The following is a 26,328-nucleotide window of genomic DNA, read 5'->3' on the forward strand; positions in this document are numbered from 1 at the left end:
CTTGACACGCGTTCATGGTCCAGAACGGACTCTCCATGGAGAGGCCGGTCCGTAGGGCTTCCACGGTACCTGAGCCCGCGCCCATACGGTACGCCGCCCGCACGACGTGCCCGCGCCCAGGGCCTTCGAGGAGCCCTGTCCTCGCTGGTCAATCGCGATTTTAACCACTTGTCGGCGGTCGACCCGCCGGTGGAAGTGAGAGTTCTCTCCAAGTGCCCACCGGCGGGTACCGGTCAAACCTGTCACGGCGCGTCCCGGATCAGTGCCGGGCGCGCGCCTCCGCCATGCGCTGCTCGGCGATCCGGTCGGCCGCGGCGGCCGGCGGAATCCCGTCCGTCTTCGCACGTGCGAATATAGCGAGCGTGGTGTCGTAGATCTTCGAGGCCTTCGCCTTGCACCGCTCGAAGTCAAAACCGTGCAGCTCGTCGGCGACCTGGATGACACCGCCGGCGTTCACCACGTAGTCCGGCGCGTAGAGGATTCCGCGGTCGGCGAGGTCCTTCTCCACGCCCGGGTGGGCGAGCTGGTTGTTGGCGGCCCCGCAGACCACCCGGGCGGTCAGCACCGGCACGGTGTCGTCGTCCAGGGCCCCGCCCAGCGCGCAGGGGGCGTAGATGTCCAGGCCCTCGACACGGATCAGCGCGTCGGTGTCGGCGACGGCCGTCACGCCCTCGGGGTGCCGGTCGAGGATGCGCCGTACGGCCTCCTCGCGCACGTCCGTGACGACGACCTCGGCGCCCTCCTCGCGCAGGTGGTCGACCAGGTGGTGGCCGACCTTGCCGACGCCGGCGACGCCGACCTTGCGGCCCCGCAGCGTGGGGTCGCCCCACAGGTGCTGGGCGGAGGCCCGCATGCCCTGGTAGACGCCGAAGGCGGTGAGGACCGAGGAGTCGCCGGCGCCGCCGTTCTCGGGGGAGCGGCCGGTGGTCCAGCGGCACTCGCGGGCCACGACGTCCATGTCGGCGACGTAGGTGCCGACGTCGCAGGCGGTGACGTACCGGCCGCCGAGCGAGGCGACGAACCGGCCGTAGGCGAGGAGCAGCTCCTCGGTCTTGTCCCTGTCCGGATCGCCGATGATCACGGCCTTCCCGCCGCCGTGGTCGAGACCGGCCATGGCGTTCTTGTACGACATCCCGCGGGCGAGGTTCAGCGCGTCGGCGACGGCCTCCTCCTCGTTCGCGTACGGGTAGAAGCGCGTACCGCCGAGCGCGGGGCCCAGCGCGGTGGAGTGGATGGCGATGACGGCCTTGAGGCCGCTGGCACGGTCCTGGCAGAGCACGACTTGCTCATGGCCCCCCTGGTCCGAGTGGAACAGGGTGTGCAGGACGCCGTCGGTTACGTCGGTCACTGTGGTGACTCCTGAGTAAGTAGCGGCGGGTGAAGAGGAGCTCCCGTGCGGGTGGCGGGGGCTGTGAGCACGAGATTAGAGCCTGGCGGGCCCGACGGCCCCACCGTGGTCGGGATCACCTCCGTGCGGAGTACGTCCGTGCGACGATTTGCATGGATTTCCCGCACCTCCGTCGTGGGCTCCGCAGGTTTTCACGGCGGTGCGCGGGGGAGGGAGCAGGCGTGCCCAAGGTGTCCTCGGTGATCGTCCCCTACGCGGCGTACCTGCGCGTGTACGAACCGCTGGCCGCCTTCCCGGAGCCGGAGCGCGGTCACTGGGCGCGCTATGCCCGCCGCCCGGACCGCCCCTCCTACCAGGACGAACTGCGCCGGGCCCTGGCCGACTTGGTGCCCGTCCCGCCGGTCCCGGTGCCGGTGCACGAGAGCGAGGACGCCTTCGTGCTCGACGTGGACGGCGTGATCTGCGTCTGCCCCTGGCGCACCCGTCTGCGCGGCTGGCAGGCCCTCGCCGAGCTCTCCGGGGAACTTCCGCCGCCGGTCCTGGACGCGGTCCTGCCCCCGGTCCTGCGCCGCCAGGCCGCCCAGGACTACGAGCGCTGGCTGGCCGACAACCCGGACGCCCGCCCCTGGATCCGCACGGCGACCTGGCAGGTGCCGATCAACTGGTTCGTACTGGTCTCCGACGACGAGCGCGAGTACGGCAAGGGGTCCGCCGGTGAGGCGCCGGTCCTGCGCTACCGCACGCCCATGGTGCAGGCCCGGCGGCGGGTGGCCCGGGGCCTGCGGGCCCTGAGGGAGGCCATCGACGAGGGGCCGCTCATCGACGGCCTGGTGGACGTCGGCCGGTGGCTGGAGGAGTTCCACCCGCGCTCGTACGTCGAGCTCGACTACGGCGGTCTGGTGCACGCCCTGCCGGCCGGCGCGCTGGAGGACGACCACTCGGCGGCGGACGTGGCCGAGGGCATCGCGGCCCTGCGGCGCGGGGACGAGGCCGCCGCGGGGGCCGCGTACACGCGGCTGGTGGAGCGGTGGCGGTCGGTGCGGGACCTGCGGTCTGCGAACTGACGTTTGACCAAACGCCCTTCTTGGGGTTTCGTCTTCCATCTGAGGTTCCGTCAAAACGGAGCACACCAGGGGCGTACACGGTGCGCGGTTCCCGATCCGGGCGTATGTCCCAACCGCGTCAAGCGTGACGGACCGCACGTACGTCACCCTTGCGCCCCTTACCCCTCCTCATGCCAAAATAGGACAAGGAGTCCGGGGAGGACTCCTTCCGTCCCGCTGTGTTCCACTGTGGTCGGAATCTCAGCATTGCACGCTTTGGGGGGTCTTGAAGACTCCAGATCGCCACTGTGACTGATCGTCACAGTGGCGTGACTGTCCGCTATGGCATGGTCCATCGGCTTCCGTCGCCGATGAACACCTGGGGGGCAATTCCATCGGTTTGGCCGACGCGGCTGGACAGATGGTGTAGTTGTAGTGCCGAGGACAAGCCGTTCGTCCTATAACCGACTCGACTCGCGTCCGCCATTTCGGGCAACGCGGGTCAAGGTGCAGAATTTAGAGGAAAGAACCGAGAAGGTTCGGTTCTCCCGAGGAGGCCGCTCATGACCGCTCGCACCCCTGATGCCGAGCCGCTGCTGACCCCGGCTGAGGTCGCCACCATGTTCCGCGTGGACCCGAAGACGGTCACGCGGTGGGCGAAGGCCGGCAAGCTCACGTCGATCCGCACGCTCGGCGGGCACCGCCGCTACCGCGAGGCCGAGGTCCGCGCTCTGCTCGCGGGCATCCCGCAGCAGCGCAGCGAGGCCTGAACAACTCCATAACCGGGCAAAACGGCTGGTCCCCCAATCGGCCGGGAGGCCCGAAACCACAGCTCCAAGCGACGCGGGTCCTGCCCCAACAGGCCCCACGCCCAAGCCGATCAGAGCTTCATGGCATGTGACAGGGTGCGTCGTGGATCGCGCTGGACTCCGCCGGGTCCAGCGCGATCTTTTTTTGCGCGCCGGGCGCGGGGTGCGGGGCGGGTTCGTGAGCGGCCTGGTCGGAGTCCGGGGAGGGGGTCGGATCCCCTGTGTGCGGCCGTCCGAGGGAAGTGCAATTGTACATATTAAATTGACTTGTTGTAGGAGGGGTGTAAGTACCGCACTTCTGAAAACTCATGCGGTGACACCCGTCACATGCCGGAGGCTTGTTGCCTCCGGCCCGTGTGCGCTAAGGGAGGCACGCGTTCCACTCCTCCCCGCACAAGCGGGTGTTGAGGGCGCCGGCGGTCACGGGGAGGATCAGGCGGTGGTGGGGCTCTCGTCCTCGGCGGCCCCCTCCGGGCACTCCGCGGGGCGCGGGGCGGAGTCCATCGCCAGCCGCAGCAGGCGGTGGCAGACCGGACAGTGACGGGTGAGATGCCGGTACGACGACGCGGCCGCCAGGTGCGCCCGGAGCAACGCCCGCGTCTCGTGCCTAGCCGATGCCGTCATACGCCACCTCCAGGGGGCCGTACGAGGAACGGGCCCTGGTTTCTGGGTACCGAGCGAATGTGACGGCGTCAAGATGCCGGGAGAGCCGCCGAAGACCGCCGAGAGGCGTCGAGGGGCGCCCGGGGCGCCGCACGTGGAAGAGCCCGGATCTTGCGACCCGGGCTCTCACTATGCGGTCCTGACGGGATTTGAACCCGCGGCCTCCACCTTGACAGGGTGGCGAGCACTCCAAACTGCTCCACAGGACCAGGATTTGCGGCGCTTTTTCCTGCGTTGCGCTGCGAGAAGAGACTCTACAGGAGGGTGAGCCCCTTGGTCGAACTCACCCTCCGTGCGGGTGTCGTCACGGCGCCGCCGCGTCGATCGCCTTCACGATCCGCTTGTCGGAGACGGGGTGGGCCGTGCCCAGCGCGTGGGCGAAGTAGCTGACCCTCAGCTCCTCGATCATCCAGCGGATGTCCAGCACCTGCTGCGGGACCGGACGGCCCTGCGGCAGCTGCTCCAGCAGCCAGGCGTACTCGTCCTGCATCTCGTGGACCTTCTGCATGCGGGTCGTGTCCCGCTGGACGTTCGTCGGCATCTGCTGCAGGCGCCGGTCGGCCGCGATCAGATAGCGCATCAGGTCCGGCAGGCGCCGCAGCCCCGTCTCCGTCACGAAGCCGGGCTTCACGAGGCCGTCCAGCTGCTTGCGCACGTCCTGGAGGTTGGGCAGCAGCGCGGGGCTGCGCACGGCCTTCAGACGGCGCTCACAGGCCTGCCAGGCGGCCAGCACCTGCTGCACCTGCCCCACGGTGCGGACGGTCGTGTCGACGATCTCGGCGCGCACCCTGTCGTAGAGCTTCCGGTACGACTCCTCGTCCCACGCCGGGCCGCCGAAGTCCGCGATCAGCCTGTCGGCCGCGGCCGTCGCGCAGTCGTCGAACAGGGCCTGGACGGATCCGTGCGGATTCGCGGACAGACCGAGCTTCTGCTGGTTGGTCAGCTTTTCGGACGCGAACTTCGCGGGATTGACCGGGATGTTGCGCAGGATCAGCCGGCGGGTGCCCTTCCACATCGCCTCGGCCTGCTCGGTCTCGGTGTCGAAGAGCCGTACGGACACCGTGTCGCCGTCGTCGACCAGGGCCGGGTACGCCTTCACCGGCTGCCCGGCGCGGCGGGTCTCGAAGACGCGGGTGAGGGTGCCGATCGTCCAGTCGGTGAGGCCCCGGCGTTCCAGGGACTCGCCGCCCCGGCGCTCGGCGGTGGCGGCCGCCGCCTGGGAGAGGGCCTTGCGGGCCCTGGGCTTCAGGCTCAGCTTCAGCGCTTCCAGGTCCTTGTCCTCGGCGAGCTTGCGGCGCCGCTCGTCAACGATCCGGAAGGTGATCTTCAGGTGGTCGGGGACCTTGGACCAGTCGAAGTCGTCCGCCTCGAAGGGGACGCCGACCATGCGCTTCAGCTCGCGCGCCATGGTCGTCGTCAGCGGCTCCTGGAGGGGGACGGCCCGCTCCAGGAACGCCTTCGCGTAGTTCGGAGCGGGGACGTAGTTGCGGCGGATCGGCTTGGGCAGGGACCGGATGAGCTCCGTGACCAGCTCTTCCCTCAGGCCCGGGATCTGCCAGTCGAAGCCCTCGTCCGTGACCTGGTTGAGGACCTGGAGCGGGATGTGGACGGTCACGCCGTCCGCGTCCGCGCCCGGCTCGAACTGGTAGGTGACGCGGAACTTGAGGTTCCCCTGGCGCCAGGAGTCCGGATAGTCGGCCTTGGTGACCTCGCCCGCCTTCTCGTTGATGAGCATCTCGCGCTCGAAGTCGAGGAAGTCGGGCTGCTCGTGCCGCTTGCGTTTCCACCAGGAGTCGAAGTGGGCGCCGGAGACGACGTGTTCGGGGATGCGCCGGTCGTAGAAGTCGAACAGCGTCTCGTCGTCGACCAGGATGTCCCGGCGCCGGGCGCGGTGCTCCAGCTCCTCGACCTCGGTGAGGAGCCTGCGGTTGTCGGCGAAGAACTTGTGGTGCGTGCGCCAGTCGCCCTCGACCAGGGCGTGCCGGATGAACAGCTCGCGGCTGACCTCCGGGTCGATCCGGCCGTAGTTCACCTTGCGCTGGGCGACGATCGGGACGCCGTACAGCGTGACCTTCTCGTACGCCATCACCGCGGCCTGGTCCTTCTCCCAGTGCGGCTCGCTGTAGGTGCGCTTGAGGAGGTGGCCGGCGAGCGGTTCGACCCACTCGGGCTCGATCTTCGCGTTGACGCGGGCCCACAGGCGGGAGGTCTCGACGAGTTCGGCGGACATCACGAAGCGCGGCGGCTTCCTGAACAGGGCCGAGCCGGGGAAGATCGCGAACTTGGCGTTGCGGGCGCCCAGGTACTCGTTCTTGTTGCCGTCCTTGACGTCCTTCATCCCGATGTGGGACAGCAGGCCGGCGAGGAGGGAGACGTGGATGCGGTCCGCGGGGGCGTCCTGGTCGTTGAGGTGGATGCCCATCTGCTTGGCGACCGTGCGCAGCTGGCTGTAGATGTCCTGCCACTCGCGGATGCGCAGGAAGTTGAGGTACTCCTGCTTGCACATGCGGCGGAAGGACGACGAGCCGCGCTCCTTCTGCTGCTCGCGCAGGTAGCGCCAGAGGTTGAGGTAGGCGAGGAAGTCGCTGGTCTCGTCCTTGAAGCGGGCGTGCTGCTGGTCGGCCTGGGTCTGCTTGTCGGCCGGGCGCTCGCGCGGGTCCTGGATGGACAGCGCGGCGGCTATCACCATGACCTCGCGGACGCAGCCGTTCTTGTCGGCCTCCAGGACCATACGGGCCAGGCGCGGGTCGACCGGCAGCTGGGCCAGCTTGCGGCCGGTCTCGGTGAGCCGCTTGCGCGGGTCCTTCTGGGCCGGGTCCAGCGCGCCCAGTTCCTGCAGGAGCTGGACGCCGTCGCGGATGTTGCGGTGGTCCGGCGGATCGATGAAGGGGAACTTCTCGATGTCGCCGAGGCCGGCCGCGGTCATCTGCAGGATGACGGAGGCGAGGTTGGTCCGCAGGATCTCCGCGTCCGTGAACTCCGGCCGCGCCTCGAAGTCCTCCTCGCTGTACAGCCGGATGCAGATGCCGTCGGAGGTACGGCCGCAGCGGCCCTTGCGCTGGTTGGCGCTGGCCTGCGAGATCGGCTCGATGGGCAGCCGCTGGACCTTGGTGCGGTGGCTGTAGCGGGAGATGCGGGCGAAGCCGGGGTCGATGACGTACTTGATGCCCGGCACGGTCAGGGACGTCTCGGCGACGTTCGTCGCCAGAACGATCCTGCGTCCGCCGTGCGGCTGGAAGACGCGGTGCTGCTCGGCGTGCGAGAGCCGGGCGTACAGCGGCAGCACTTCCGTGGACCGGTACTTCTTCTTCTCCAGCGCGTCCGCGGTGTCCCGGATCTCGCGCTCGCCGGAGAGGAAGACGAGGATGTCGCCCGGCCCCTCGGCCATGAGCTCCTCCACGGCGTCGGTGATCGCGGTGATCTGGTCGCGGTCGGCGTCGTCGGAGTCCTCTTCGAGCAGGGGCCGGTAGCGGACCTCCACCGGGTACGTCCGGCCGCTGACCTCGATGATCGGCGCGTCGCCGAAGTGCCGGGAGAAGCGCTCGGGGTCGATGGTGGCCGAGGTGATGACGACCTTGAGGTCGGGGCGCCTGGGCAGCAGCTGGGCGAGGTAGCCGAGCAGGAAGTCGATGTTGAGGGACCGCTCGTGGGCCTCGTCGATGATGATCGTGTCGTAGGCGCGCAGCTCGCGGTCGGTCTGGATCTCGGCGAGCAGGATGCCGTCCGTCATCAGCTTGATGAAGGTGGCCTCCGGGTCGACCTGGTCGGTGAACCGCACCTTCCAGCCGACGGCCTCGCCCAGTGGCGTGCCGAGCTCCTCCGCGACGCGCTCGGCGACCGTCCGGGCGGCGATGCGGCGGGGCTGGGTGTGCCCGATCATGCCGCGCACACCGCGCCCGAGTTCCAGGCAGATCTTCGGGATCTGGGTCGTCTTGCCGGACCCGGTCTCACCGGCGACGATCACGACCTGGTGGTCGCGGATGGCATCGGCGATCGCGTCCTTCTTCTGGCTGACCGGCAGCTGCTCGGGGTAGGTCACCTCGGGCACCCGGGCGCGTCGCCCGGCCATCCGCGACTCGGCCCTGGCGACCTCCGCCTCGATCTCGGCGAGGACGGCGGCCCGGGCCTCCGGCTTGCGGATCTTGCGTGCGCCTTCGAGCCTGCGCCCGAGCCGGTGCGCGTCGCGCAGCGACAGCTCGGTCAGGCGGGGGGCGAGGGTGCCGAGGGCGGGGGCGGGGTGCGTAGACATACGGGCTCCAGGATCTCATCCCGCGGAAAGAAGGGGCGAACCCTTTTGGGCCCGTCCCCGCTCACCTCCCCCCGTGTGCGTCGGCATGCCGACCCGTGGGACGGTGGCGTGACCCAGGTCTCCGTTGTACGAGGCCCCGGCCCGGCCGCCCTGCGCCGGCTCACGGGAGACGGAGGAGCGGCCGGCCCCGTCCGTCACGGCAGCCGCCCCGCCGTTCCGCCCGAGCCCGGGGTTCTCCGGTGACGCGTCTCAGGAGTCCCCTCCCAGATTCCCCTCAGACTCTCCGCGAACGACGAAACCCCCGCCAGATGCCTGGTGGGGGTCTTCGTACTGAGTGGCTGGGGCCGGGGTCGAACCGGCGACCTTCCGCTTTTCAGGCGGACGCTCGTACCAACTGAGCTACCCAGCCACGAGGTTTCACGTGAAACCTCAGCGGTCCTGACGGGATTTGAACCCGCGGCCTCCACCTTGACAGGGTGGCGAGCACTCCAAACTGCTCCACAGGACCAAGTGGTGTCTGCGCTTGTCTTCGACTGACGCCTAGGACAGTGTCGCATACGGTGATGCGTGCCCCCAACGGGATTCGAACCCGTGCTACCGCCTTGAAAGGGCGGCGTCCTAGGCCGCTAGACGATGAGGGCTATCGGCCCGCCTGGGCGCTTCTCAGCGCGTCGGGGACGTGAGAAGCATATGGGATGGCGGGAGGGATCGCCAAAACGGTTTACGGGGAACCGGTCGGGGAGGTCGTCGACGGGGTGGCGGACGGGGTCCCCGCACCGGGCTGGTTCTCCTCCGCGAGGTGGCGGCTGACCTCGGCGGTCGTCAGGCCGAGCCCGCCCAGTTCGATCGCGTCCCAGGCCTGCAGCCTGCGGGTGTCGCGGTCGAGGTAGAGGACCGACGCCTCGATGGGGTCCGGGTCCTCGTCCTCGACCGCGCGCAGGCCGCTGCCGCCCGTGGAGCCCTCGACGCGCAGCCGGGTGCCGTACCTCATGACCTCCATCTCCTCGTGGTGCAGATGGCCGGCCAGCACCAGCGGCACCTCGCCGTCGACCTGGCGGGCCGCCGAGGGTTCGTGGGCGACGGCGATGTCGACCGGTTCGCCGGCGGCCCGCTGGTCGCGCAGGGCCGAGGCCAGGCGGGCGCCCGCCAGCTCCTGGGACGACTCGGCCCCGGGCTGCCGGGAGCGGTCGGGGGTGAACTGCGGGTCGCCGATGCCCGCGAAACGCAGCCCATTGATCGTCTTCGCCCGGCCGTCGTCCAGGACGTGCACGTTCTTCAGGCCCTCCAGATAGCGCTGGGTGACCATCGAGTCGTGGTTGCCGCGCACCCAGACGTACGGGGCGCCGAGGTCCTCGATCGGGTCCAGGAAGCCGTTCTCGGCGGCCGTGCCGTGGTCCATCGTGTCGCCGGAGTCGACGATCACGTCCACCTTGTACTGCTCCACCAGCGAGGCGATGATCTTCCAGCTCGCCGGGTTCAGATGGATGTCCGAGACGTGCAGGACCCGGATCGTGGTCGGGTCGGGCTGATAGGCGGGCAGCGTGGACGTGGCGTCGTACAGCTTCGTCACGTTGGTCACCAGGCGCGCCAGCTCCTTCTGGTAGGCGTCGAACTCGGTGACGATGCTGCGGGCGTCACCGACCAGGGAGGGCGCGGAGGACAGCAGGCCCGAGAACTTCGGCTCCAGGACCGAGTCGGGCCGCCAGGTGGCGTACGCCGTGCCGCCCGAGGCCGCCAGCAGGGCGAGGGCCAGGCCGCCGGCCCCCAGGGCGCGGCGCGGGCGGCGGTAGACGGCGAGGCCGAGGGCGGTGGCGCCGGAGACGACGGCGACGCAGGAGCGCACGGCGAGGTCGAGGGTGCCGCGGCCGACGTCCCGGGTGACCTCGTCCTGCAGGCCCGAGAGGCGTTCGGGGTGGTCGACCAGGGCCTGGGCGCGGGCCGGGTCGAGCTGGTCGACGTTCACGTCGAGGCGGACGGGGGCGACGTGGCTGTCCAGTTGCAGCGCCCCGAGCGGCGAAATGTTGATCTTCGTGCCGCCGGTGAGGGACGGGCGCAGGGTCATCGTGGTGTTCATGGGGCCCACCGGGACCCGCACGTTTCCCACGATCAGCAGACCCAGCCAGGCGCCCGCCAGCACCACGGCGACGAGGCCGAGGGCGCGGACCCAGGGACGCGGCTGCGGCACGAGCCCGGCACTCGCCGGTGCCCGGCGGGAGCGGGGGCGGGGGAGGGCGCGCGGGACCCTGCGGACGCGGTGCGAGACGTTCATGACCTTCCGGACTGCGGCGGGGACGCGGGCCATTGGTCCCGTATGCCCAAGTGCGAGGGCGGATATGCGGGTGCCCGGCGGCTCTCGCGCAGCTGTGTCGTACCCGACAATGGGCCTGTGCTGGAGATGACGCGCGAGGAGTTCGAGGAGCTGGTCGCCGAGGCGCTCGACCGGATTCCGCCGGAGCTGACGCGGCTGATGGACAACGTCGCGGTGTTCGTCGAGGACGAGCCGCCGGCGGACGATCCCGAGCTGCTCGGACTGTACGAGGGGACTCCGCTGACCGAGCGCGGCGAGTGGTACGCCGGGGTGCTGCCGGACCGGATCACCATCTACCGGGGGCCGACCCTGCGGATGTGCGAGTCGCGGGAGGACGTCGTCGCGGAGACGGAGATCACCGTGGTGCACGAGATCGCGCACCACTTCGGCATCGACGACGCGCGGCTGCACGCCCTCGGGTACGGCTGAGCCCGGCGGGACGGGGCGCGTGTCCTCCTGCGGGTGGCGGGAGTTGGGCACGTTGACTCATCACCGGCTCCCGGAGGTGCCCCGTGCGCCCCTTGTACGTACCCGTCCGCCTGGCCGCCACGGTCGTGGCCGTCGCCGCCGCCGCCGGCTGCATGAGCGTGGGTGAGGACGGCGCGGGCGGGAGCGCCAAGCCCTCGCACTCCGCCGGGCGACGGGGCGGCGCGGCGCCGGACGGCGGGCCGGGCCTGCCGGGCGGGGACGCCGGGCACGACGCGGCGGCGGACGGCGGGCACGGGCGCGGCGAGGGCAAGGGGAAGGGCAAAGGCAAGGGCCGCAAGGACAAGGGCAAAGGCAAGGGCGGGGCGGCGTCGCCGGACGCGCCGCCGTCCGCCGTGGTGAGCGGGCCGGCGCCCGCGGACGACAAGCCGGGCGGGCCCGCCGGGCCGACGCCCGAGCGTCCGGCCCCGCCGAGCCCCACCCGTCCGGCCGAGCCGGAGCCCACACCGACGCCTCCCGGGCCGAGCGCCTCACCGGAGCCGACGGCGCCCGAGCCGTCGTCGTCGGCGCACGAACCGCCGGGGCCGCAGCTCGCCCGGCGCGAACCGGCGCCGGAGGCGGGATCGCCGGTGTAGGGAATGGGCGGGCGGCCGGACGTGTTGGTGTGGGAGACTGTTCCACCTGTCCCCCTGCTGTCATGCGGCTCGGTTTGCTTTTGTGGACCCGGAGTGCGTATGGTGGCAGATCGTTTGATCCCATTTGCCCGGCGCCAACGCAGAGCGCGCCGTGTGGCGCGTACTCTCCTTTGCCGTGGTGGACCGCATCGAGGCGGTCGTATTGCGAATCGCGAATCACGGAGTTGACGGGCGCGTGCCGACGAGACGACTCCGGAAGGTTTCGCATTCGCATGTCCATCACCAGTACTGATCACGTCGTCGTGCCCGAGAGCACCGAGGACACCCCCGAGGCCGCCGAGATCACCTTCGCGGACCTCGGCCTGCCCGAGGGCGTCGTGCGCAAGCTCGCCCAGAACGGCGTGACCACCCCCTTCCCGATCCAGGCCGCGACCATCCCGGACGCCCTGGCCGGCAAGGACATCCTCGGCCGCGGCCGCACCGGCTCCGGAAAGACCCTCTCCTTCGGCCTGCCGACCCTGGCCCAGCTCGCCGGCGGCCGCACCGAGAAGCACAAGCCGCGGGCCGTCATCCTCACGCCGACGCGTGAGCTCGCCATGCAGGTCGCCGACGCGCTCCAGCCGTACGGCGACGTCCTCGGGCTGAAGATGAAGGTGGTGTGCGGCGGCACCTCCATGGGCAACCAGATCTACGCCCTGGAGAAGGGCGTCGACGTGCTGGTCGCCACCCCGGGCCGGCTGCGCGACATCATCAACCGCGGCGCCTGCTCCCTGGAGAACGTCGAGATCACCGTCCTCGACGAGGCCGACCAGATGTCCGACCTGGGCTTCCTGCCCGAGGTCACCGAGCTGCTCGACCAGGTCCCGGCGGGCGGCCAGCGGATGCTGTTCTCCGCGACCATGGAGAACGAGATCAAGACCCTGGTCGACCGGTACCTGAAGGACCCGGCCTCGCACGAGGTCGACGCGGCGCAGGGCGCGGTGACGACCATGTCGCACCACATCCTCGTCGTGAAGCCCAAGGACAAGGCGCCGGTCACCGCGGCCATCGCCTCCCGCAAGGGCCGCACCATCATCTTCGTGCGCACCCAGCTGGGCGCCGACCGCGTCGCCGACCAGCTGCGCGAGGCCGGCGTGAAGGCCGAGGCGCTGCACGGCGGCATGACCCAGGGCGCCCGGACCCGGACGCTGGCCGACTTCAAGGACGGCTACGTCAACGTCCTCGTCGCCACCGACGTCGCCGCGCGCGGCATCCACGTCGACGGCATCGACCTCGTCCTGAACGTCGACCCGGCCGGCGACCACAAGGACTACCTGCACCGCGCGGGCCGCACGGCGCGCGCCGGCCGCACCGGCACGGTGGTCTCCCTCTCCCTGCCGCACCAGCGGCGCCAGATCTTCCGGCTGATGGAGGACGCGGGCGTCGACGCCACGCGCCACATCATCCAGGGCGCCGGCGCCTTCGACCCGGAGGTCGCCGAGATCACCGGTGCCCGGTCGATGACCGAGGTCCAGGCCGAGTCCGTGGGCAACGCGGCGCAGCAGGCCGAGCGCGAGGTCGCCCAGCTCACCAAGGAGCTGGAGCGGGCCCAGCGCCGCGCGGCCGAGCTGCGCGAGGAGGCCGACCGGCTGCTGGCGCGGGTCGCGCGCGAGCGGGGCGAGGTCCCCGTCGCCGTCCAGGCCGGGGAGACCGGGGAGGCCGTGGAGGCCCCGGCCGACGCCGAGGTGTCGGTGCCGGCGCAGCCGACCGCGCAGGACGTCGAGCCGGGCGGGCGCGAGGAGCGTACGGAGGCCTCGGCGCCGTACGAGCGGCGTGAGCGGCGGGACGACCGCGGTGACCGCGGTGACCGCGGCGGGCGTTCCTTCGACCGCGAGCGGGGCGGGCGTTCCTTCGAGCGCCGCGACGACCGGGGCGGCTTCAACCGCGACCGCGACCGCGGCTTCGACCGCCGGGACGGCGACCGCGGCGGTTTCCGGCGCGACGACCGCGGTGACCGCGGTGACCGCGGTGACCGTGGCGGCCGTTCCTTCGACCGCGACCGCGACCGCGGCTACGAGCGCCGCGACAACGACCGGGGCTTCCGCAGGGACGACCGGGGCGAGCGCGGCGAGCGCGGCGGTTTCCGGCGCGACGACCGGGGCGACCGCGGTGGTGAGCGCGGCGGCCGTTCCTTCGACCGCGAGCGTTCCTTCGACCGCGACCGCGGCGGGCGTTCCTTCGAGCGCCGCGACGACCGGGGCGGCTTCAACCGCGACCGCGACCGCGGCGGCTTCCGCCGGGACGAGCGCGGTGGGCACCGCGGCAGCGACCGTCCCTTCAACCGGGACCGTCGCGACGACCGCCCGGGCCTGCGCACCGGTGGGCACGACCGGCCGTACGGCCGCCGTGACGACCACCGTGCCGGCGGCTCCTTCGGCCGCCGCGAGGACAAGCCGCGCTGGAAGCGCAACGGCTGACACGCTCGAGCCGTGAGCGCCGTGGCCCCCGTCTCCCGGACGGGGGCCACGGCGTTTTCCCGTCCGGCACGGGCACGCGGCGCCGTCCACCGCCCTTCCCGCCCTCCTGTGACGCATGTCATACCCTCGGTGAGGGAATCGCTGGGGACATGGCAGATGACGCGAGAGCGGGCGGGCCGTCGGAGCTCTCGGACGAAGAGCGGCTGGCCCAGCTCGGTTACACGCAGGTCCTCGCCCGGCGCATGTCGGCGTTCTCCAACTACGCGGTCTCCTTCACGATCATCTCGGTCCTGTCCGGCTGCCTGACGCTGTACCTGTTCGGGATGAACACGGGCGGGCCGGCCGTGATCACCTGGGGCTGGGTCGCCGTCGGCCTGATGACCCTGTTCGTCGGCCTGTCCATGGCCGAGATCTGCTCGGCGTACCCGACCTCGGCGGGTCTGTACTTCTGGGCGCACCGGCTGGCGCCGCCGCGCACGGCCGCCGCCTGGGCGTGGTTCACCGGCTGGTTCAACGTGCTCGGCCAGGTGGCGGTGACGGCGGGCATCGACTTCGGCGCGGCGTCCTTCCTTGGCGCGTACCTGAACCTCCAGTTCGGCTTCGAGGTCACCCCCGGCCGCACGGTGCTGCTCTTCGCCGGGATCCTCCTGCTGCACGGCCTGCTGAACACCTTCGGCGTGCGGATCGTCGGCCTGCTCAACAGCGTCAGCGTGTGGTGGCACGTCCTGGGCGTGGCCGTGATCGTCGGCGCGCTGGCCTTCGTCCCCGACCGGCACCGGCCGGCGTCCTTCGTCTTCGGCGAGTTCGTGAACAACACGGGCTGGGGGAGTGGGGTGTACGTGGTGCTGCTGGGCCTGCTGATGGCCCAGTACACCTTCACCGGCTACGACGCCTCCGCCCACCTGACGGAGGAGACCCGCGACGCGTCGACGGCCGGCCCGAAGGGGATCGTCCGCTCCATCTGGACGTCCTGGATCGCGGGCTTCGTCCTGCTGCTGGGCTTCACCTTCGCGATCCAGTCGTACGAGGGCGCCCTGACGTCCCCGACCGGCGTGCCGCCGGCCCAGATCCTGCTCGACGCGCTCGGCGCGACCGCCGGGAAGCTGCTGCTGCTGGTGGTGATCGGGGCACAGCTGTTCTGCGGGATGGCGTCGGTGACGGCCAACAGCCGCATGATCTACGCGTTTTCCCGGGACGGGGCGCTGCCGTTCTCGCGGCTGTGGCACACGGTCGGCCCGCGCACCCGCACCCCGGTGGCGGCCGTGTGGCTCGCGGCCCTGGGCGCGCTCGTCCTGGGCCTGCCGTACCTGATCAACGAGACGGCCTACGCGGCGGTCACGTCGATCGCCGTGATCGGCCTGTACATCGCGTACGTCATCCCGACCCTGCTGCGGCTGCGCAGGGGCGAGGCCTTCGAACGGGGGCCGTGGCACCTGGGCCGCTGGTCGCGGACGGTGGGCGTGGTGTCGGTGGGGTGGGTCGGAGTCATCACGGTCCTCTTCATGCTGCCCCAGACCTCCCCCGTCACCTGGGAGACCTTCAACTATGCCCCGGTCGCCGTCCTGGTCGTCCTCGGCTTCGCCGCGACCTGGTGGCTGGCCTCGGCCCGCCACTGGTTCCTCGACCCCGGCCACGCGCGTACCCGGGCCCGGGAAGCGGCACGCGCGGGGGCGCCGGAGCCGGCGGACCCGTGACCTCCCGGCCGCGCCTGGCGCGAAACCGGCCCTCCGCACGGACTCTTCGGCCCGCCCGGCGCGGCCGCGTCCCGATACCCGATCGGAGACCCGGCCTCCTCCGGCTATGCTCGGGTAGGCAACATCGCCTGGGCCCTTAGCTCAATTGGCAGAGCAGTGGACTTTTAATCCATTGGTTGTGGGTTCGAGTCCCACAGGGCCTACGGCTCGCGGGCGGGCTCCGCGCCCTCCCCGCCGCGCGGCGTCCGGGCCGGCTTCGGCCGGCCCGGACGCCGTCGTCGTGCCGGGGCCGGGGACCGCACGGGCCGTCACTTCCCCAGGTCCTCGGACCGGTTGGGCTCAGGGCGGGCGGGGTCCTTCGTCCGGCCGCCCGGTCCCTCCGGCGCCGCCCGCGCTCACGCGCCGGTAGGCGGCGCGGGCGTGGACCAGGCGGGACAGGGTGGTGCCGGTGAGGGCCGCCGCGAGCAGACAGGTGAGCCAGAACGCGTCACGGGGGGCGGCCCAGGTGAGGGTGCCCGCCGGCGGGACGGCGAAGCCGTTGAGGAACAGCCAGCACAGCACGGCCGTGCCGGGGGCGGCGGTGAAGCGCGCGGACAGGCCCAGCAGGGCGGCCAGCAGCGACAGCGCGGCCAGGGCGAGGGCCGGGTGGTCCGGTCCCGCCACGGTGTTGAGGAGTGCCACCAGCACCGGCGCGCCGCCGAAGGCCCCGGCCCAGACCAACGGGGTGGCGACGGGCCGGGGGACCGGCCGGGACCCGGTGCCGAGGGACACCCACTCGATCATGCTGAGGCTTCCTTCCGGTCCGTTCCCGTGCCGGCCGGCGGTGACGGGCCGGTTCCGGGTGCTCGTTAGGGTGGCACCGACGGCTTTTCGGGGGAACAGTCGATCGAGACAGGCAGACAGGCCGGCGGACAGGCAGGCCGGCGGACGGACAGGCCGACGGACAGGCAGACAGGGAGACGACCGTGGGTGCCGCGCGCATGAGCAGGACGCCGTTGCCGGGGCTCGGGGTCCGCTACGACCTGACCACGCGGGAGCAGCGCCGCCTCTCGGTCGTGGCCCACCGGGACGGTTCGCGGACGCTGAGCGCCTACCGTGAGGACGATCCGGACGCCTGCGCCCTGTCGGTGCGGCTGACCTCGGGGGAGGCGGAGAGCCTCATCGACGCCCTGATGCCCACGCACCACAGTCCGAGCCTGCTGTCGACCACCGAGCTGGGCCTGGTGGCGGAGCGGATCGAACTCCCCGCCACCTCGCACTGGAACGGGCGGCTGCTGGGTGACACGCGGATGCGTACGGAGACGGGCGTGTCGATCGTCGCCGTCCTGCGCCGGGCCGGGGCGATCCCCTCCCCCGGGCCCGACTTCCGGCTCGCCGGCGGTGACACCCTGATCGTCATCGGCACCCGGGAGGGCGTGGAGGCGGCCGCCGGGATCCTCGGCCGGGAGTGAGCACCTGACTCTCCCGTGGGCGGGTGGCGGCGTGCGCGGTCCGTGGGCCGGGGTCCGGTGTGCGCGTGCGGTCCGCGGGGCCGGGTTCCGGCGTGTGCGTCCGCGGGCCGGGTTCCGGCGGGAGCGGTCCGCGTCTCAGCTTCCGGCGTGCGCGGTTTCCGCCGGCTCGGCCGGTGCGGCGGCCCGCGGCGCTCCGCGCGACGGGCGGCGCGCGAACCGGTGGGCGAGGGGCTCGGTCCAGCGGGCGGTGAGCGGGCCGAGGACGACCAGGATCAGGACGTACGCCGTGGCCAGCGGGCCGATGCGCGGTTCGGCGCCGACGGCGAGCCCGGCGATGACGATCGAGAACTCGCCGCGGGCGACCAGGGTTCCGCCGGCCCGCCAACGCCCCTTGGCCGAGATGCCGGCCCGGCGGGCGGCCCAGTAACCGGTGGCGATCTTCGTCAGGGCGGTGACGACGGCGAGGGCGAGCGCGGGAAGCAGCACCGGCGGGATCCGGGCGGGGTCGGTGTTCAGGCCGAAGAAGACGAAGAAGACCGCGGCGAACAGGTCCCGCAGCGGCGTGAGGAGGTTGCTGGCGCCCTCGGCGACCTCGCCCGACAGCGCGATGCCGACCAGGAACGCGCCCACGGCCGCCGAGACCTGCAGTTGCTGCGCGAGCCCCGCGACCAGCAGGGTCAGGCCCAGCACCACCAGCAGCAGCATCTCGGCGTTGTCGGAGGAGACCGCGCGGCTGACCAGGCGGCCGTGGCGCAGGGCGACGTACAGGACGGCGCCGACGGTGCCGAGCGAGATCAGCAGGGTCACGGCGCCGCCCGCCAGGCTCACCCCGGCCAGCAGGGCGGTGAGGATCGGCAGGTAGACGGCCATGGCCAGGTCCTCCAGGACCAGTACGCCGAGGACGACCGGGGTTTCGCGGTTGCCGAGCCGGCGCAGGTCGCCGAGGACCTTGGCGATCACCCCGGACGAGGAGATCCAGGTGACGCCGGCCAGCGCGACGGCGGCCACCGGGCCCCAGCCCAGCAGCAGCGCGGCCAGCGCGCCGGGCGCGGCGTTGAGGACGAAGTCGACCGCCCCGGAGGGGTACTGGGTCCTGAGCGTGGTGACGAGTTCGGAGGCGCTGTACTCCAGGCCCAGCAGGAGCAGCAGGAGGATGACGCCGATCTCGGCGCCCGTGGCGACGAACTCCTCGCTGGCCCGCAGCGGCAGGATGCCGCCCTGGCCGAAGGCGAGCCCGGCGAGCAGGTACAGGGGGATGGGCGAGAAGCCGACCCGTCCGGCGAGGCGGCCCAGGAGCCCGAGGCCGAGGATGAGCGCCCCGAGTTCGATGAGCATGGCGGTGGTGTCGTGCACGGGCGTCTGACCTCCGTTGTCGGGTGCGGTGGCGGCGTCTGTGCCTTCGCGGGTACCTGCCGGCCGTGGGGACGCGGCGTCGGCGGGCCGTGGGTGCCGTTACGGGTGTGCGGGGTGCGGATGTCCGCCTCGGGCCGGTCGCGTGCGGCGCGTGTTCCGGAGGGCGGTGGAGAAGCGGGCGCGTGGTGCCGAGCCGTGCCGCTCGGCGGGAGCGCGTGCGCGTCAGCGCTGCCGGGGGCGGCCGCCGGGGCCGGCGCAGCCGGTATCGGGAACGCCGTCGCGGGCCGCGTTGTCGACGCGCACGCGGATGACTCGACTCATGCACGCCCCCTCACGTCGGCCCGGAACAGGATCCATCCCATCGCTCGGCATGTGAGCGCATATGTGCTCAACAGAGCATAAGTGTCCTGTATAAAAATTCTAGCGCATGGAAAAAGTGATGATCATATGAGGAAGGCGTTCGGGTCACCCGCCGGTGCCGGGGCGGGTGGGCGCCGCGGCACCGGCGGCCCGGGGGGCCACGGGGGATCGCCGAGGCCGCGGGGTTGTGAGGACCGCAGGCCGCGGGGCCGGACGGACCACGGCTCGCGGGGCCGGACGGACCACGGCTCGCGCGGCCGGCCGGGCCCGGCACCGCCCCGGCCGGGTCCGCACCGCCTCCTCGCCCCTCGGCGGGAGGGCCGCAGAGGGGCGGCGGGAGGCCCAGCCTCAGCCCGCCGTCCGCTCCGTCAGCTCCGTGAGGTCCGTCCGTTCCGTCAGGCCCGTGAGGTCCGTCAGTTCCGTGAGGTCCGTGAGCTCCGCGAGCGGCAGGGTGTGCCGGGTCCGGAGGACCTTCGCGCGCAGGTAGCGGACATTGTGGGTGGTGGTGAAGACGCCCGTCGGGACGTGGTCGCGGACCGCGATGTCCAGGGCGCGCAACTGGTCCGCCTTGTCGGGGTTGTTGGAGAGGAGGTCCACCTCGCCGACGCCCAGGGCGTGGAGCATCTGGGCCGCCGCCGTGTAGTCGCGGGCGTCCTCCGGGAGTCCCAGGGCCGCGTTCGCCTCGTACGTGTCCAGGCCCTGGTCCTGGAGCGCGTACGCGTCGAGCTTGTTGTAGAGGCCGATGCCGCGGCCCTCCTGGCGGAGGTAGAGCAGGACCCCGCCGCGGTCGGCGATGCGCTCGACGGCCTCGCGCAGCTGCGGGCCGCAGTCGCAGCGGGCCGATCCGAGGACGTCGCCGGTCAGGCACTCGGAGTGCAGCCGCACCAGCGGGACGGGACCCGGCTCGCCGAGAACGACGGCCAGGTGCTCCCGGCCGTCGACGAGACCGTGGAAGGTGACCAGGTCGGCGTCGACGCGGTAGCCGTCGTGGAAGCGCAGCGGGACCCGGACGCGGGCGCGCGGGGTGGCGGCGGGGAAGTCGGGCATGCGGGCCTCCGGGGTCCGTTCCGTTCGGCGGCGCGGCCGTCGGCCCGGCCGCACCGGAATCTGCTTCAGTTTTGAATCAGATCCACAGCCGGGACTCTACTCTCCGCTTGAAAGTTGAAGCAACGCCGAAGCCGCTCCGGGGCGGCGGGGAAGTGACCGACGTCACGAGCAGGACGTCGAGGACCTGCGGCGCCACGGCACTTCGTCGGCCGCCGACCGGCCGCCGCCTTCCTGGAGCGCCCGCGCGATCCCGGTGCAGATCTCCTCCAGCTGTCCGACCTGCTCCGTCGTCAGGTGGTCGAACAGGGCGGCCCGCACGGTCGCCACGTGCCCGGGAGCGGCCCGCTCCAGCACCGCCCGGCCCGCGTCGGTCAACGTGGCGATGCTGCCGCGCCCGTCGGAGGCGCACGCCTCGCGCCGCACCGCGCCGTCCCTCTCCAGCCGCGCGACCGCGTACGTCAGCCGGCTGCGCGTGATCTTCAGCCGCTCGGCCAGGTCGGTCATCCGCAGCCGCTGCCCCGGGGCCTCCGACAAGGTGGCCAGGACGGAGTAGTACAGGTGCGGCATGCCGGCGTCCTGCTGGAGCTGCCGGTCGACGGCGTCCTCCAGGAGCAGCGAGGCGGCGAGGTACGCGCGCCAGGCGCGCTGCTCCTCGGGGGTGAGCCAGCGGATCGTCATGCCGCCAGTGTAGGTTTGTTTCAAACTTGAACCAAGCGTGTCGCGGCCGGGACCACCGCAGCCGGGACCGCGCACCCAGCCCGCCGCCGGGACCGACCCCGAGGGAGCGCGTCGATGCCCCACCCGTACGTCCTGCTGTCCGCCGCCGTCTCCCTCGACGGCTACCTGGACGACACCGGCCCCGAGCGCCTGCTGCTCTCCGGGCCGGCCGACTTCGACCGGGTCGACGAGGTGCGGGCCTCGGTCGACGCGATCCTGGTCGGCGCCGGGACCATCCGCGCCGACAACCCCCGGCTGCTGGTCAACTCGCCCGAGCGGCGCGCCGCCCGGATCGCCGAGGGCCGCCCCGAGTACCCGCTGAAGGTCACCGTGAGCGGCTCCGGCGACCTCGACCCGACGGCCCGGTTCTGGCACACGGGCGGCGAGAAGGTCCTCTACACCACGGACGCGGGCGCCGAACGGGCCCATGCCCTCGGCGTCGCGGCCGACGTCGTCCCGCTCGGCGCCGAGCTCGACTGGCGACGCCTCCTGACACACCTGCACGACGTGCGCGGCGTACGGCGGCTCATGGTCGAGGGCGGCGGGCAGGTCCACACCCAGCTCCTCACCCAGGGCCTGGCCGACGAGCTCCAGCTCGTCCTCGCCCCGCTCTTCGTGGGTGACCCCGACGCGCCCCGGCTCTTCGGCCCGGGCGGCTACCAGGGCGGCCGTCTGCGCCTCGTCGAGACGCGGCCGGTCGGGGACGTCGTCCTCATGCGCTACGAGCCCACCGCCCCCGGCACCGGCCCCCTGCCGTCCGCCGCGGACCACCGCTGGCTCGCCCTCGCCTGCGAGCTGGCGGACCGGTGCCCGCCCTCCGGGACCGCGTTCAGCGTGGGCGCGGTGGTGGTGGCGGCCGACGGCACCGAGCTGGCCCGGGGCCACTCGCGGGAGGGCGGGGATCCGGTGGCGCACGCCGAGGAGGCGGCACTGGCGAAGGCCGACCCGACCGATCCGCGCCTGGCCACCGCGACGCTCTACAGCAGCCTGGAGCCGTGCGCCCGGCGGGCGTCCCGGCCCGCGCCGTGCGCCCGGCTGATCCTGGACGCGGGCGTGCGCCGGGTCGTCACGGCCTGGCGCGAGCCCGACACGTTCGTGACCGGGGCCGACGGGAGCGGGGTGCTCGCGGCGGGGGGCGCCGAGGTCGTCGTACTGCCGGAGTTGGAGGAGCGGGCCAAGGCCCCGAACCGTCACCTGCTGGGGTGACGGGCGCCACATTCGGCGCCGGGAACGGCTGGTGAGGGGCGGCGGGCGGTCATGTGTGCGCTCGCCGTCCCGCGCATGGCGTACACTGGTGTCATACCGACGCGGGGTGGAGCAGCTCGGTAGCTCGCTGGGCTCATAACCCAGAGGTCGCAGGTTCAAATCCTGTCCCCGCTACTGAAGGCCCAGGGCCGGAACTCATCGAGTTCCGGCCCTGAGTGTTTCCGGAATGTTTTCCATGCGCGGAATCGGGGCAGGGTCCGGCGTGAACCCCTGACCTTTGTCACGCCACGTGACCGAATCGCCTCACTCCGCATGAGGACTGACGTACCGTCAGAATGTATGGGTGGTTTGAGGCGGGGTCAACTCGCCCGATTCGCCCCGGTGGTGGCGGGTAAGTCCTCGCGAAAATCGCTAACGATCAAGCGGAACGGCTTGGAATCCGTGCCCTGCGTACATTAACGTTCGATAACGCAGCGCGGTCGTCCCAGCCGTCACACGAGGCGGCTCCGTGCGCACGCGCCGAATCCCGCAAGGGAACCGGGGAACCACCACTTTGGGGTGAATCGAGCGGATACCGCCGTGGCAGCACGGCCGGTATACGCGCGTAGGAGACCTTCCTGCTCCGAACCCGTCAGCTAACCCGGTAGGCGGAGACGGAAGGAAAGGAGTACGCCTACGTGGCGTCCAACCGGCCTGCCCCCGCGGCCCCGTTCGTGCCGAGCGAGCGCACCGACACCTTCGGCTACGGCGGTCACCGCACCGACGAGGGCCCGTTCGAGGAGTGGAACCCCACCGAGGAGTCCATCCGCCCCGTACGCGGTCGGCATCGCGTCGCCAAGCAGCGCGGCGGGCTCGCCCGCAGCTCCACCGTCCTCGGTGTCGGCGTCATAGCGGCCGTCGGCGCGGGCGGCATGGCCAGCGCCCAGACCGGCAAGCCGCCGGTGTCCATCTCCATGCCGGACCTTCCCAACGTGGGTTCCCTCATCTCCGACGAGGAAACCCCCGAGGAGCCCGCCACCCCGCTCAGCAGCGTCGGCGTGACCTCCGCGGACACCGCGCAGGGCGCCGCCGACGCCGGCGAGGCGCTGCGCGCCCGCATCATGGCCCAGGCCGAGCAGCAGCAGGACCAGCTCGAGAGCAAGGCCGCCGCCGAGGCCGTGGCCGCCGCCGAGAAGGCCGCCGCGGAAGCCGCCGCCAAGGCGGAGAAGGAGGCCGAGGCCAAGGCCGCCGCCGCCAAGGCGAAGGCGGAGGAGGAGGCCCGCAAGAAGGCCGAGGCCGAGCGGCTCGCCCAGTTGGCCAAGCAGTACGCGCTGCCGACCTCCTCGTACACCATCACCTCCACGTTCGGTCAGGCCGGTGCCTACTGGTCCTCCGGCTACCACACCGGCCTGGACTTCGCCGCGCCCACCGGCACCCTCCTCAAGGCCGTCCACAGCGGCACGATCACCTCGGCCGGCTGGGACGGGTCCTACGGCTACAAGACCGTGCTCACCCTCGACGACGGCACGGAGATCTGGTACGCCCACCAGTCCTCCATCAGCGTCAGCGTCGGCCAGAAGGTCAACACCGGCGACGTCATCGGCCGCGTCGGCGCCACGGGCAACGTCACCGGGGCCCACCTCCACATGGAGGTCCATCCGGCCGGCTCCGCCAACGGGGTGGATCCGCTGGCCTGGCTGCGCAGCAAGGGCCTCAACCCCTGACGTCCTCCGCCCGCCCCTCCGTCCCCGGACCCGGACCCCGGCGGTCCTGACGACGTCCCCCCGACGTCAGGGCTGCCGGCCGGCGGTGGCGGAACCGCGGCTCACGGGGGACGAGGTCCGCGGGCCGACGGAGGCGTCGGCCCGGGCCTGGTTCAGGAGCGGTACGGGTTGTACGCGGGGTACGGCATCCCCGGGTGACCGTACGCCCCGTACGCCCCGTGCATCCCGTACGGCCCGTGCATTCCATACGCTCCGTGCGTCCCGTACGCCCCGTGCACCGGCCAGCGAGGTACGGCCACCGGCACCGGCGGAGCCACGATCCGGGCCGCGTGGTCCAGCGCCGGGCGGGCCGCGTCCCGCCGGCTCCACAGCTCGTGCAGCAGCTCCCTCTCCCGGGGGACGAAGTCGGCGCCCGCCCCGCCCCGGCGACCGCGGTGGCGCAGGAACGCCAGCGAGGTGGCGTACGCCTCGTACTCCGTCACCGCCCGCGCCGCCCGTCTCCCGGCGTGGCGCCGGGCGTACCGCCGGGCGATCCGCCGCGCCCGCATCGAGCCGAGCGCGAACGGCTCGGCCGGCGTCAGCCACCCGGCCGCCGCGTACGCGGGCAGCTCGTCCCGCACGGTCCTCAGCTCGCGCTGCCGCGTCCAGATCACCAGCCAGGTCAGCACCCCGAACGCCGGCATCATGAACGCCGCGTACACCGCGAAGAAGCCGTACTCGCCGAGCGTCGACGAGCCGTTCCACAGCGCGTGCATGCCCATCGCCAGCAGCAGCCCGGCCGGCGGCGGCAGCAGGCGCCGTACGCGCTGCCGCTCCGTCGCGAGCGCGGCGACGCCGAAACCGATGCCCGTGAGGACGGTGAACAGCGGGTGCGCGAACGGCGACAGGACGACGCGCACGAAGAAGGTCGCCGCCGTGACGGAGGCGATGCCCCGGTCGCCGGTGAGCTGGTCGGTGCCGAAGGCGGTGCCGAGGTACAGGATGTTCTCGGTGAAGGCGAAGCCGGTGGCGGTGACCCCGGCGATCACCACCCCGTCGAGGACACCGGTGAAGTCGCGTCTGCGGAAGAGGAAGACCAGCAGGACGGCGGTGGCCTTCGCGGTCTCCTCGACGACGGGGGCTATGACGGTCGCGCCGAGGGCGTCGGCGCCGGAGGGGTCCGCGGTGGCCGTCGCTATCCACCTGGTCGCGAAACTGTTGGCGACGATGGCGATCAGGGCCGCCGCGCAGGCGCCCCACGCGAAGGAGAACAGCAGATTCCGCCAGGGACCGGGCTCGACCCGGTCCAGCCAGCGGAAGGCGGCTATGAGCAGGGGGACGGGCAGGACGGAGAGGCCGAGCCCGACCAGGAAGCCCTCGGTGCCGGTCTCCTCGCGGACCAGGGCGAGGATGACGAGCCCGCAGAGCGCGAGGAGCGCGCTCAGGGCCCCGTACCGCACCCAGGCCCACTGCCACCAGTGCGCGGGGCGCGGCGCGCCTCGGGCAGGTGTCCCGCGGCCGGGCGCGCCGTCTGCGGGCGTGGCGTCTGCGGACGTGGCGTCGGGGAGTGTGCCGCTGTCGGGGCCGCTGGGGTGCGACGGGTACGGGGGACGGGTGGCCACGGCTCGACCCTAACGAGGGAGGGGCACCGCCCGTGACGGTGCCTAGTGCTGTACGGGGTGCTGTACGCGACGGAAGAGCAGGTCGTTCACGACATGTCCCTTGTCCAGTCCCTGCCCCTCGAAACGGGTCAGTGGACGGAAGTCGGGACGTGGCGCGAAACCGCCGCCCGCCTGGGTGTTCTCGAAGTCGGGGTGCGCCGTGAGCACCTCGAGCATCTGTTCGGCGTACGGTTCCCAATCGGTCGCGCAGTGCACGATCGCGCCCGGCCTGAGGCGGGACGCGGCCAGCGTCAGGAAGGCGGGCTGGATGAGCCGGCGCTTGTGGTGGCGCTTCTTGGGCCAGGGGTCGGGGAAGTAGACGCGCAGGCCGTCGAGGGAGTCGGGGGCGAGCATCTCGCGCAGCAGGATGATGGCGTCGCCGTTGCCCACGCGGATGTTGGTCAGACCGCCCCGGTCGGCGAGGTTGAGGAGGTTGCCCTGGCCGGGGGTGTGGACGTCGACGGCGAGGATGTTGGTGCCGGGGTCGGCGGCGGCCATCTGCGCGGTGGCCTCGCCCATGCCGAAGCCGATCTCCAAGACGACGGGGTTGCCGTTCCCGAACAGCTCGGCGAGGTCCAGGCGCCGGTGCCCGTCGATGTCGAACCCCCACTGGGGCCACAGCCGCTGCAACGCGTCCGCCTGACCCGCGGTGACCCGGCTCCGGCGGGGCTGGAAACTCCGGATCCGCCGCTCGAAGTGCGACCCGGCGGGATCGGCCTTCGGCCCGTCCGGGAAACGCGGCTCCCCTTTCGCCCGGGCGTGCCGAACGGACGTGCCGGGGGTGGACCGGGGGGCTTCGGGGGTGTTTACGGAGTCAGTCACAGTGAGGTCGATTTTACGGCGGGCCCGTGCCCCGGCGGGCCGGTGTGCCTACGGCGGCCCGTGGGCGTGCGGCGGAAGGCCCGTGGGTCTGCGGGCGGAGCGGGCGTGCCGCCTGCTGCCTGGCCGGTGTGCCTGCGGCGGCCCGTGGGCGTGCGGCGGAAGGCCCGTGGGTCTGCGGGCGGAGCGGGCGTGCCGCCTGCTGCCTGGCCGGTGTGCCTGCGGCGGCCCGTGGGCGTGCGGCGGAAGGCCCGTGGGTCTGCGGGCGGAGCGGGCGTGCCGCCTGCTGCCTGGCCGGTGTGCCTGCGGCGGCCCGTGGGCGTGCGGCGGAAGGCCCGTGGGTCTGCGGGCGGAGCGGGCGTGCCGCCTGCTGCCTGGCCGGTGTGCCTGCGGCGGCCCGT

General features: G+C 72.2%; 19 protein-coding genes, 6 tRNA genes and 1 riboswitch. Of the genes, 11 read left to right on the forward strand and 14 right to left on the reverse strand.

Translation table 11 applies throughout. The annotated features are described in order from the left end of the window. Positions 1-259: 259 nt before the first annotated feature. Positions 260-1,348: a Glu/Leu/Phe/Val dehydrogenase dimerization domain-containing protein gene (locus AB0L29_RS31905; protein WP_365832182.1), complete on the reverse strand. Its 1,089-nt coding sequence runs from the start codon at positions 1,346-1,348 to the stop codon at positions 260-262. Positions 1,349-1,569: 221 nt separating this feature from the next. Between AB0L29_RS31905 and AB0L29_RS31910 the strand changes: the two genes are divergently transcribed. Both AB0L29_RS31910 and bldC read left to right on the forward strand, forming a co-directional pair. Next, complete coding sequence (locus AB0L29_RS31910; RefSeq protein WP_365832184.1) at positions 1,570-2,412, forward strand: hypothetical protein; 843 nt, start codon at positions 1,570-1,572, stop codon at positions 2,410-2,412. A gap of 542 nt (positions 2,413-2,954) precedes the next feature. Beyond that, complete coding sequence (bldC, locus tag AB0L29_RS31915) at positions 2,955-3,161, forward strand: developmental transcriptional regulator BldC (RefSeq protein WP_003949541.1); 207 nt, start codon at positions 2,955-2,957, stop codon at positions 3,159-3,161. 471 nt (positions 3,162-3,632) lie between these two features. Here the strand turns inward: bldC and AB0L29_RS31920 are convergent, their stop codons facing one another. From AB0L29_RS31920 to AB0L29_RS31950, 7 genes are all read right to left on the reverse strand, one after another. Continuing rightward, entirely contained in the window at positions 3,633-3,824 is a 192-nt protein-coding gene (locus tag AB0L29_RS31920; protein WP_365832186.1) for a DUF6274 family protein, read from the reverse strand. 173 nt (positions 3,825-3,997) lie between these two features. Beyond that, a tRNA-Asp gene (locus AB0L29_RS31925) sits at positions 3,998-4,072 on the reverse strand. 95 nt (positions 4,073-4,167) lie between these two features. After that, positions 4,168-8,112 carry an ATP-dependent RNA helicase HrpA gene (gene hrpA, locus AB0L29_RS31930; RefSeq protein WP_365832188.1) on the reverse strand — a complete coding sequence of 1,315 codons (3,945 nt, stop codon included), beginning with the start codon at positions 8,110-8,112 and terminating at the stop codon, positions 4,168-4,170. A 335-nt stretch (positions 8,113-8,447) separates the two neighbouring features. Next, positions 8,448-8,521: transfer RNA gene (locus tag AB0L29_RS31935), tRNA-Phe, on the reverse strand. A gap of 24 nt (positions 8,522-8,545) precedes the next feature. Then, positions 8,546-8,620 (reverse strand) — tRNA-Asp (locus AB0L29_RS31940). 60 nt (positions 8,621-8,680) lie between these two features. Continuing rightward, a tRNA-Glu gene (locus AB0L29_RS31945) sits at positions 8,681-8,753 on the reverse strand. 80 nt (positions 8,754-8,833) lie between these two features. Next, positions 8,834-10,414, reverse strand: coding sequence for a metallophosphoesterase (locus AB0L29_RS31950; RefSeq protein ID WP_365832190.1), 1,581 nt, complete (start codon positions 10,412-10,414; stop codon positions 8,834-8,836). Positions 10,415-10,498: 84 nt separating this feature from the next. Here AB0L29_RS31950 and AB0L29_RS31955 point away from each other — a divergent pair, with 84 nt between their 5' ends. From AB0L29_RS31955 to AB0L29_RS31975, 5 genes are all read left to right on the forward strand, one after another. Beyond that, a complete protein-coding gene (locus tag AB0L29_RS31955; protein ID WP_043502155.1) occupies positions 10,499-10,849 on the forward strand; it encodes a metallopeptidase family protein in 351 nt (116 codons plus the stop codon). Between the two features lie 83 nt (positions 10,850-10,932). Further along, positions 10,933-11,481: a hypothetical protein gene (locus tag AB0L29_RS31960; RefSeq protein ID WP_365832192.1), complete on the forward strand. Its 549-nt coding sequence runs from the start codon at positions 10,933-10,935 to the stop codon at positions 11,479-11,481. A 272-nt stretch (positions 11,482-11,753) separates the two neighbouring features. After that, positions 11,754-13,937 carry a DEAD/DEAH box helicase gene (locus AB0L29_RS31965; RefSeq protein WP_365832194.1) on the forward strand — a complete coding sequence of 728 codons (2,184 nt, stop codon included), beginning with the start codon at positions 11,754-11,756 and terminating at the stop codon, positions 13,935-13,937. A 149-nt stretch (positions 13,938-14,086) separates the two neighbouring features. Further along, positions 14,087-15,631: an amino acid permease gene (locus AB0L29_RS31970; RefSeq protein ID WP_365832196.1), complete on the forward strand. Its 1,545-nt coding sequence runs from the start codon at positions 14,087-14,089 to the stop codon at positions 15,629-15,631. Between the two features lie 130 nt (positions 15,632-15,761). Then, positions 15,762-15,834: transfer RNA gene (locus AB0L29_RS31975), tRNA-Lys, on the forward strand. A gap of 136 nt (positions 15,835-15,970) precedes the next feature. Here the strand turns inward: AB0L29_RS31975 and AB0L29_RS31980 are convergent. Then, a complete protein-coding gene (locus AB0L29_RS31980; RefSeq protein WP_365832198.1) occupies positions 15,971-16,414 on the reverse strand; it encodes a hypothetical protein in 444 nt (147 codons plus the stop codon). Between the two features lie 197 nt (positions 16,415-16,611). Here AB0L29_RS31980 and AB0L29_RS31985 point away from each other — a divergent pair, with 197 nt between their 5' ends. Then, complete coding sequence (locus AB0L29_RS31985) at positions 16,612-17,082, forward strand: TrkA C-terminal domain-containing protein (protein WP_365832200.1); 471 nt, start codon at positions 16,612-16,614, stop codon at positions 17,080-17,082. 135 nt (positions 17,083-17,217) lie between these two features. Here AB0L29_RS31985 and AB0L29_RS31990 read toward each other — a convergent pair whose 3' ends face one another. The 3 genes from AB0L29_RS31990 to AB0L29_RS32000 all read right to left on the reverse strand — a co-directional run bounded on the left by AB0L29_RS31990 (position 17,218) and on the right by AB0L29_RS32000 (position 20,520). After that, positions 17,218-18,435 (reverse strand): cation:proton antiporter, encoded by a 1,218-nt coding sequence (locus tag AB0L29_RS31990; RefSeq protein ID WP_365832202.1) that lies wholly within the window; start codon positions 18,433-18,435, stop codon positions 17,218-17,220. Between the two features lie 708 nt (positions 18,436-19,143). Further along, a complete protein-coding gene (gene ribA / locus AB0L29_RS31995; protein ID WP_365832204.1) occupies positions 19,144-19,842 on the reverse strand; it encodes a GTP cyclohydrolase II in 699 nt (232 codons plus the stop codon). A gap of 162 nt (positions 19,843-20,004) precedes the next feature. Continuing rightward, positions 20,005-20,520 carry a MarR family transcriptional regulator gene (locus tag AB0L29_RS32000; protein ID WP_365832206.1) on the reverse strand — a complete coding sequence of 172 codons (516 nt, stop codon included), beginning with the start codon at positions 20,518-20,520 and terminating at the stop codon, positions 20,005-20,007. A gap of 114 nt (positions 20,521-20,634) precedes the next feature. On the opposite strand from AB0L29_RS32000, the gene AB0L29_RS32005 reads away from it, so the two are divergent. From AB0L29_RS32005 to AB0L29_RS32015, 3 genes are all read left to right on the forward strand, one after another. Next, a complete protein-coding gene (locus AB0L29_RS32005) occupies positions 20,635-21,765 on the forward strand; it encodes a dihydrofolate reductase family protein (protein WP_365832208.1) in 1,131 nt (376 codons plus the stop codon). Positions 21,766-21,865: 100 nt separating this feature from the next. Continuing rightward, positions 21,866-21,939: transfer RNA gene (locus AB0L29_RS32010), tRNA-Met, on the forward strand. Between the two features lie 333 nt (positions 21,940-22,272). Beyond that, a riboswitch (cyclic di-AMP (ydaO/yuaA leader) is annotated at positions 22,273-22,430 on the forward strand. Positions 22,431-22,442: 12 nt separating this feature from the next. Beyond that, positions 22,443-23,468, forward strand: coding sequence for a M23 family metallopeptidase (locus AB0L29_RS32015; RefSeq protein ID WP_365832210.1), 1,026 nt, complete (start codon positions 22,443-22,445; stop codon positions 23,466-23,468). 152 nt (positions 23,469-23,620) lie between these two features. On the opposite strand, the gene AB0L29_RS32020 is transcribed toward AB0L29_RS32015, so the two are convergent. Together AB0L29_RS32020 and trmB are read right to left on the reverse strand one after the other, a co-directional pair. Next, positions 23,621-24,907 (reverse strand): PrsW family intramembrane metalloprotease, encoded by a 1,287-nt coding sequence (locus AB0L29_RS32020; protein WP_365832218.1) that lies wholly within the window; start codon positions 24,905-24,907, stop codon positions 23,621-23,623. Positions 24,908-25,111: 204 nt separating this feature from the next. Then, positions 25,112-25,930: a tRNA (guanosine(46)-N7)-methyltransferase TrmB gene (gene trmB, locus AB0L29_RS32025; RefSeq protein ID WP_365832212.1), complete on the reverse strand. Its 819-nt coding sequence runs from the start codon at positions 25,928-25,930 to the stop codon at positions 25,112-25,114. Positions 25,931-26,328: the final 398 nt, after the last annotated feature.

It is taken from the genome of Streptomyces sp. NPDC052701, from assembly GCF_040678355.1.
Taxonomy (GTDB): domain Bacteria; phylum Actinomycetota; class Actinomycetes; order Streptomycetales; family Streptomycetaceae; genus Streptomyces.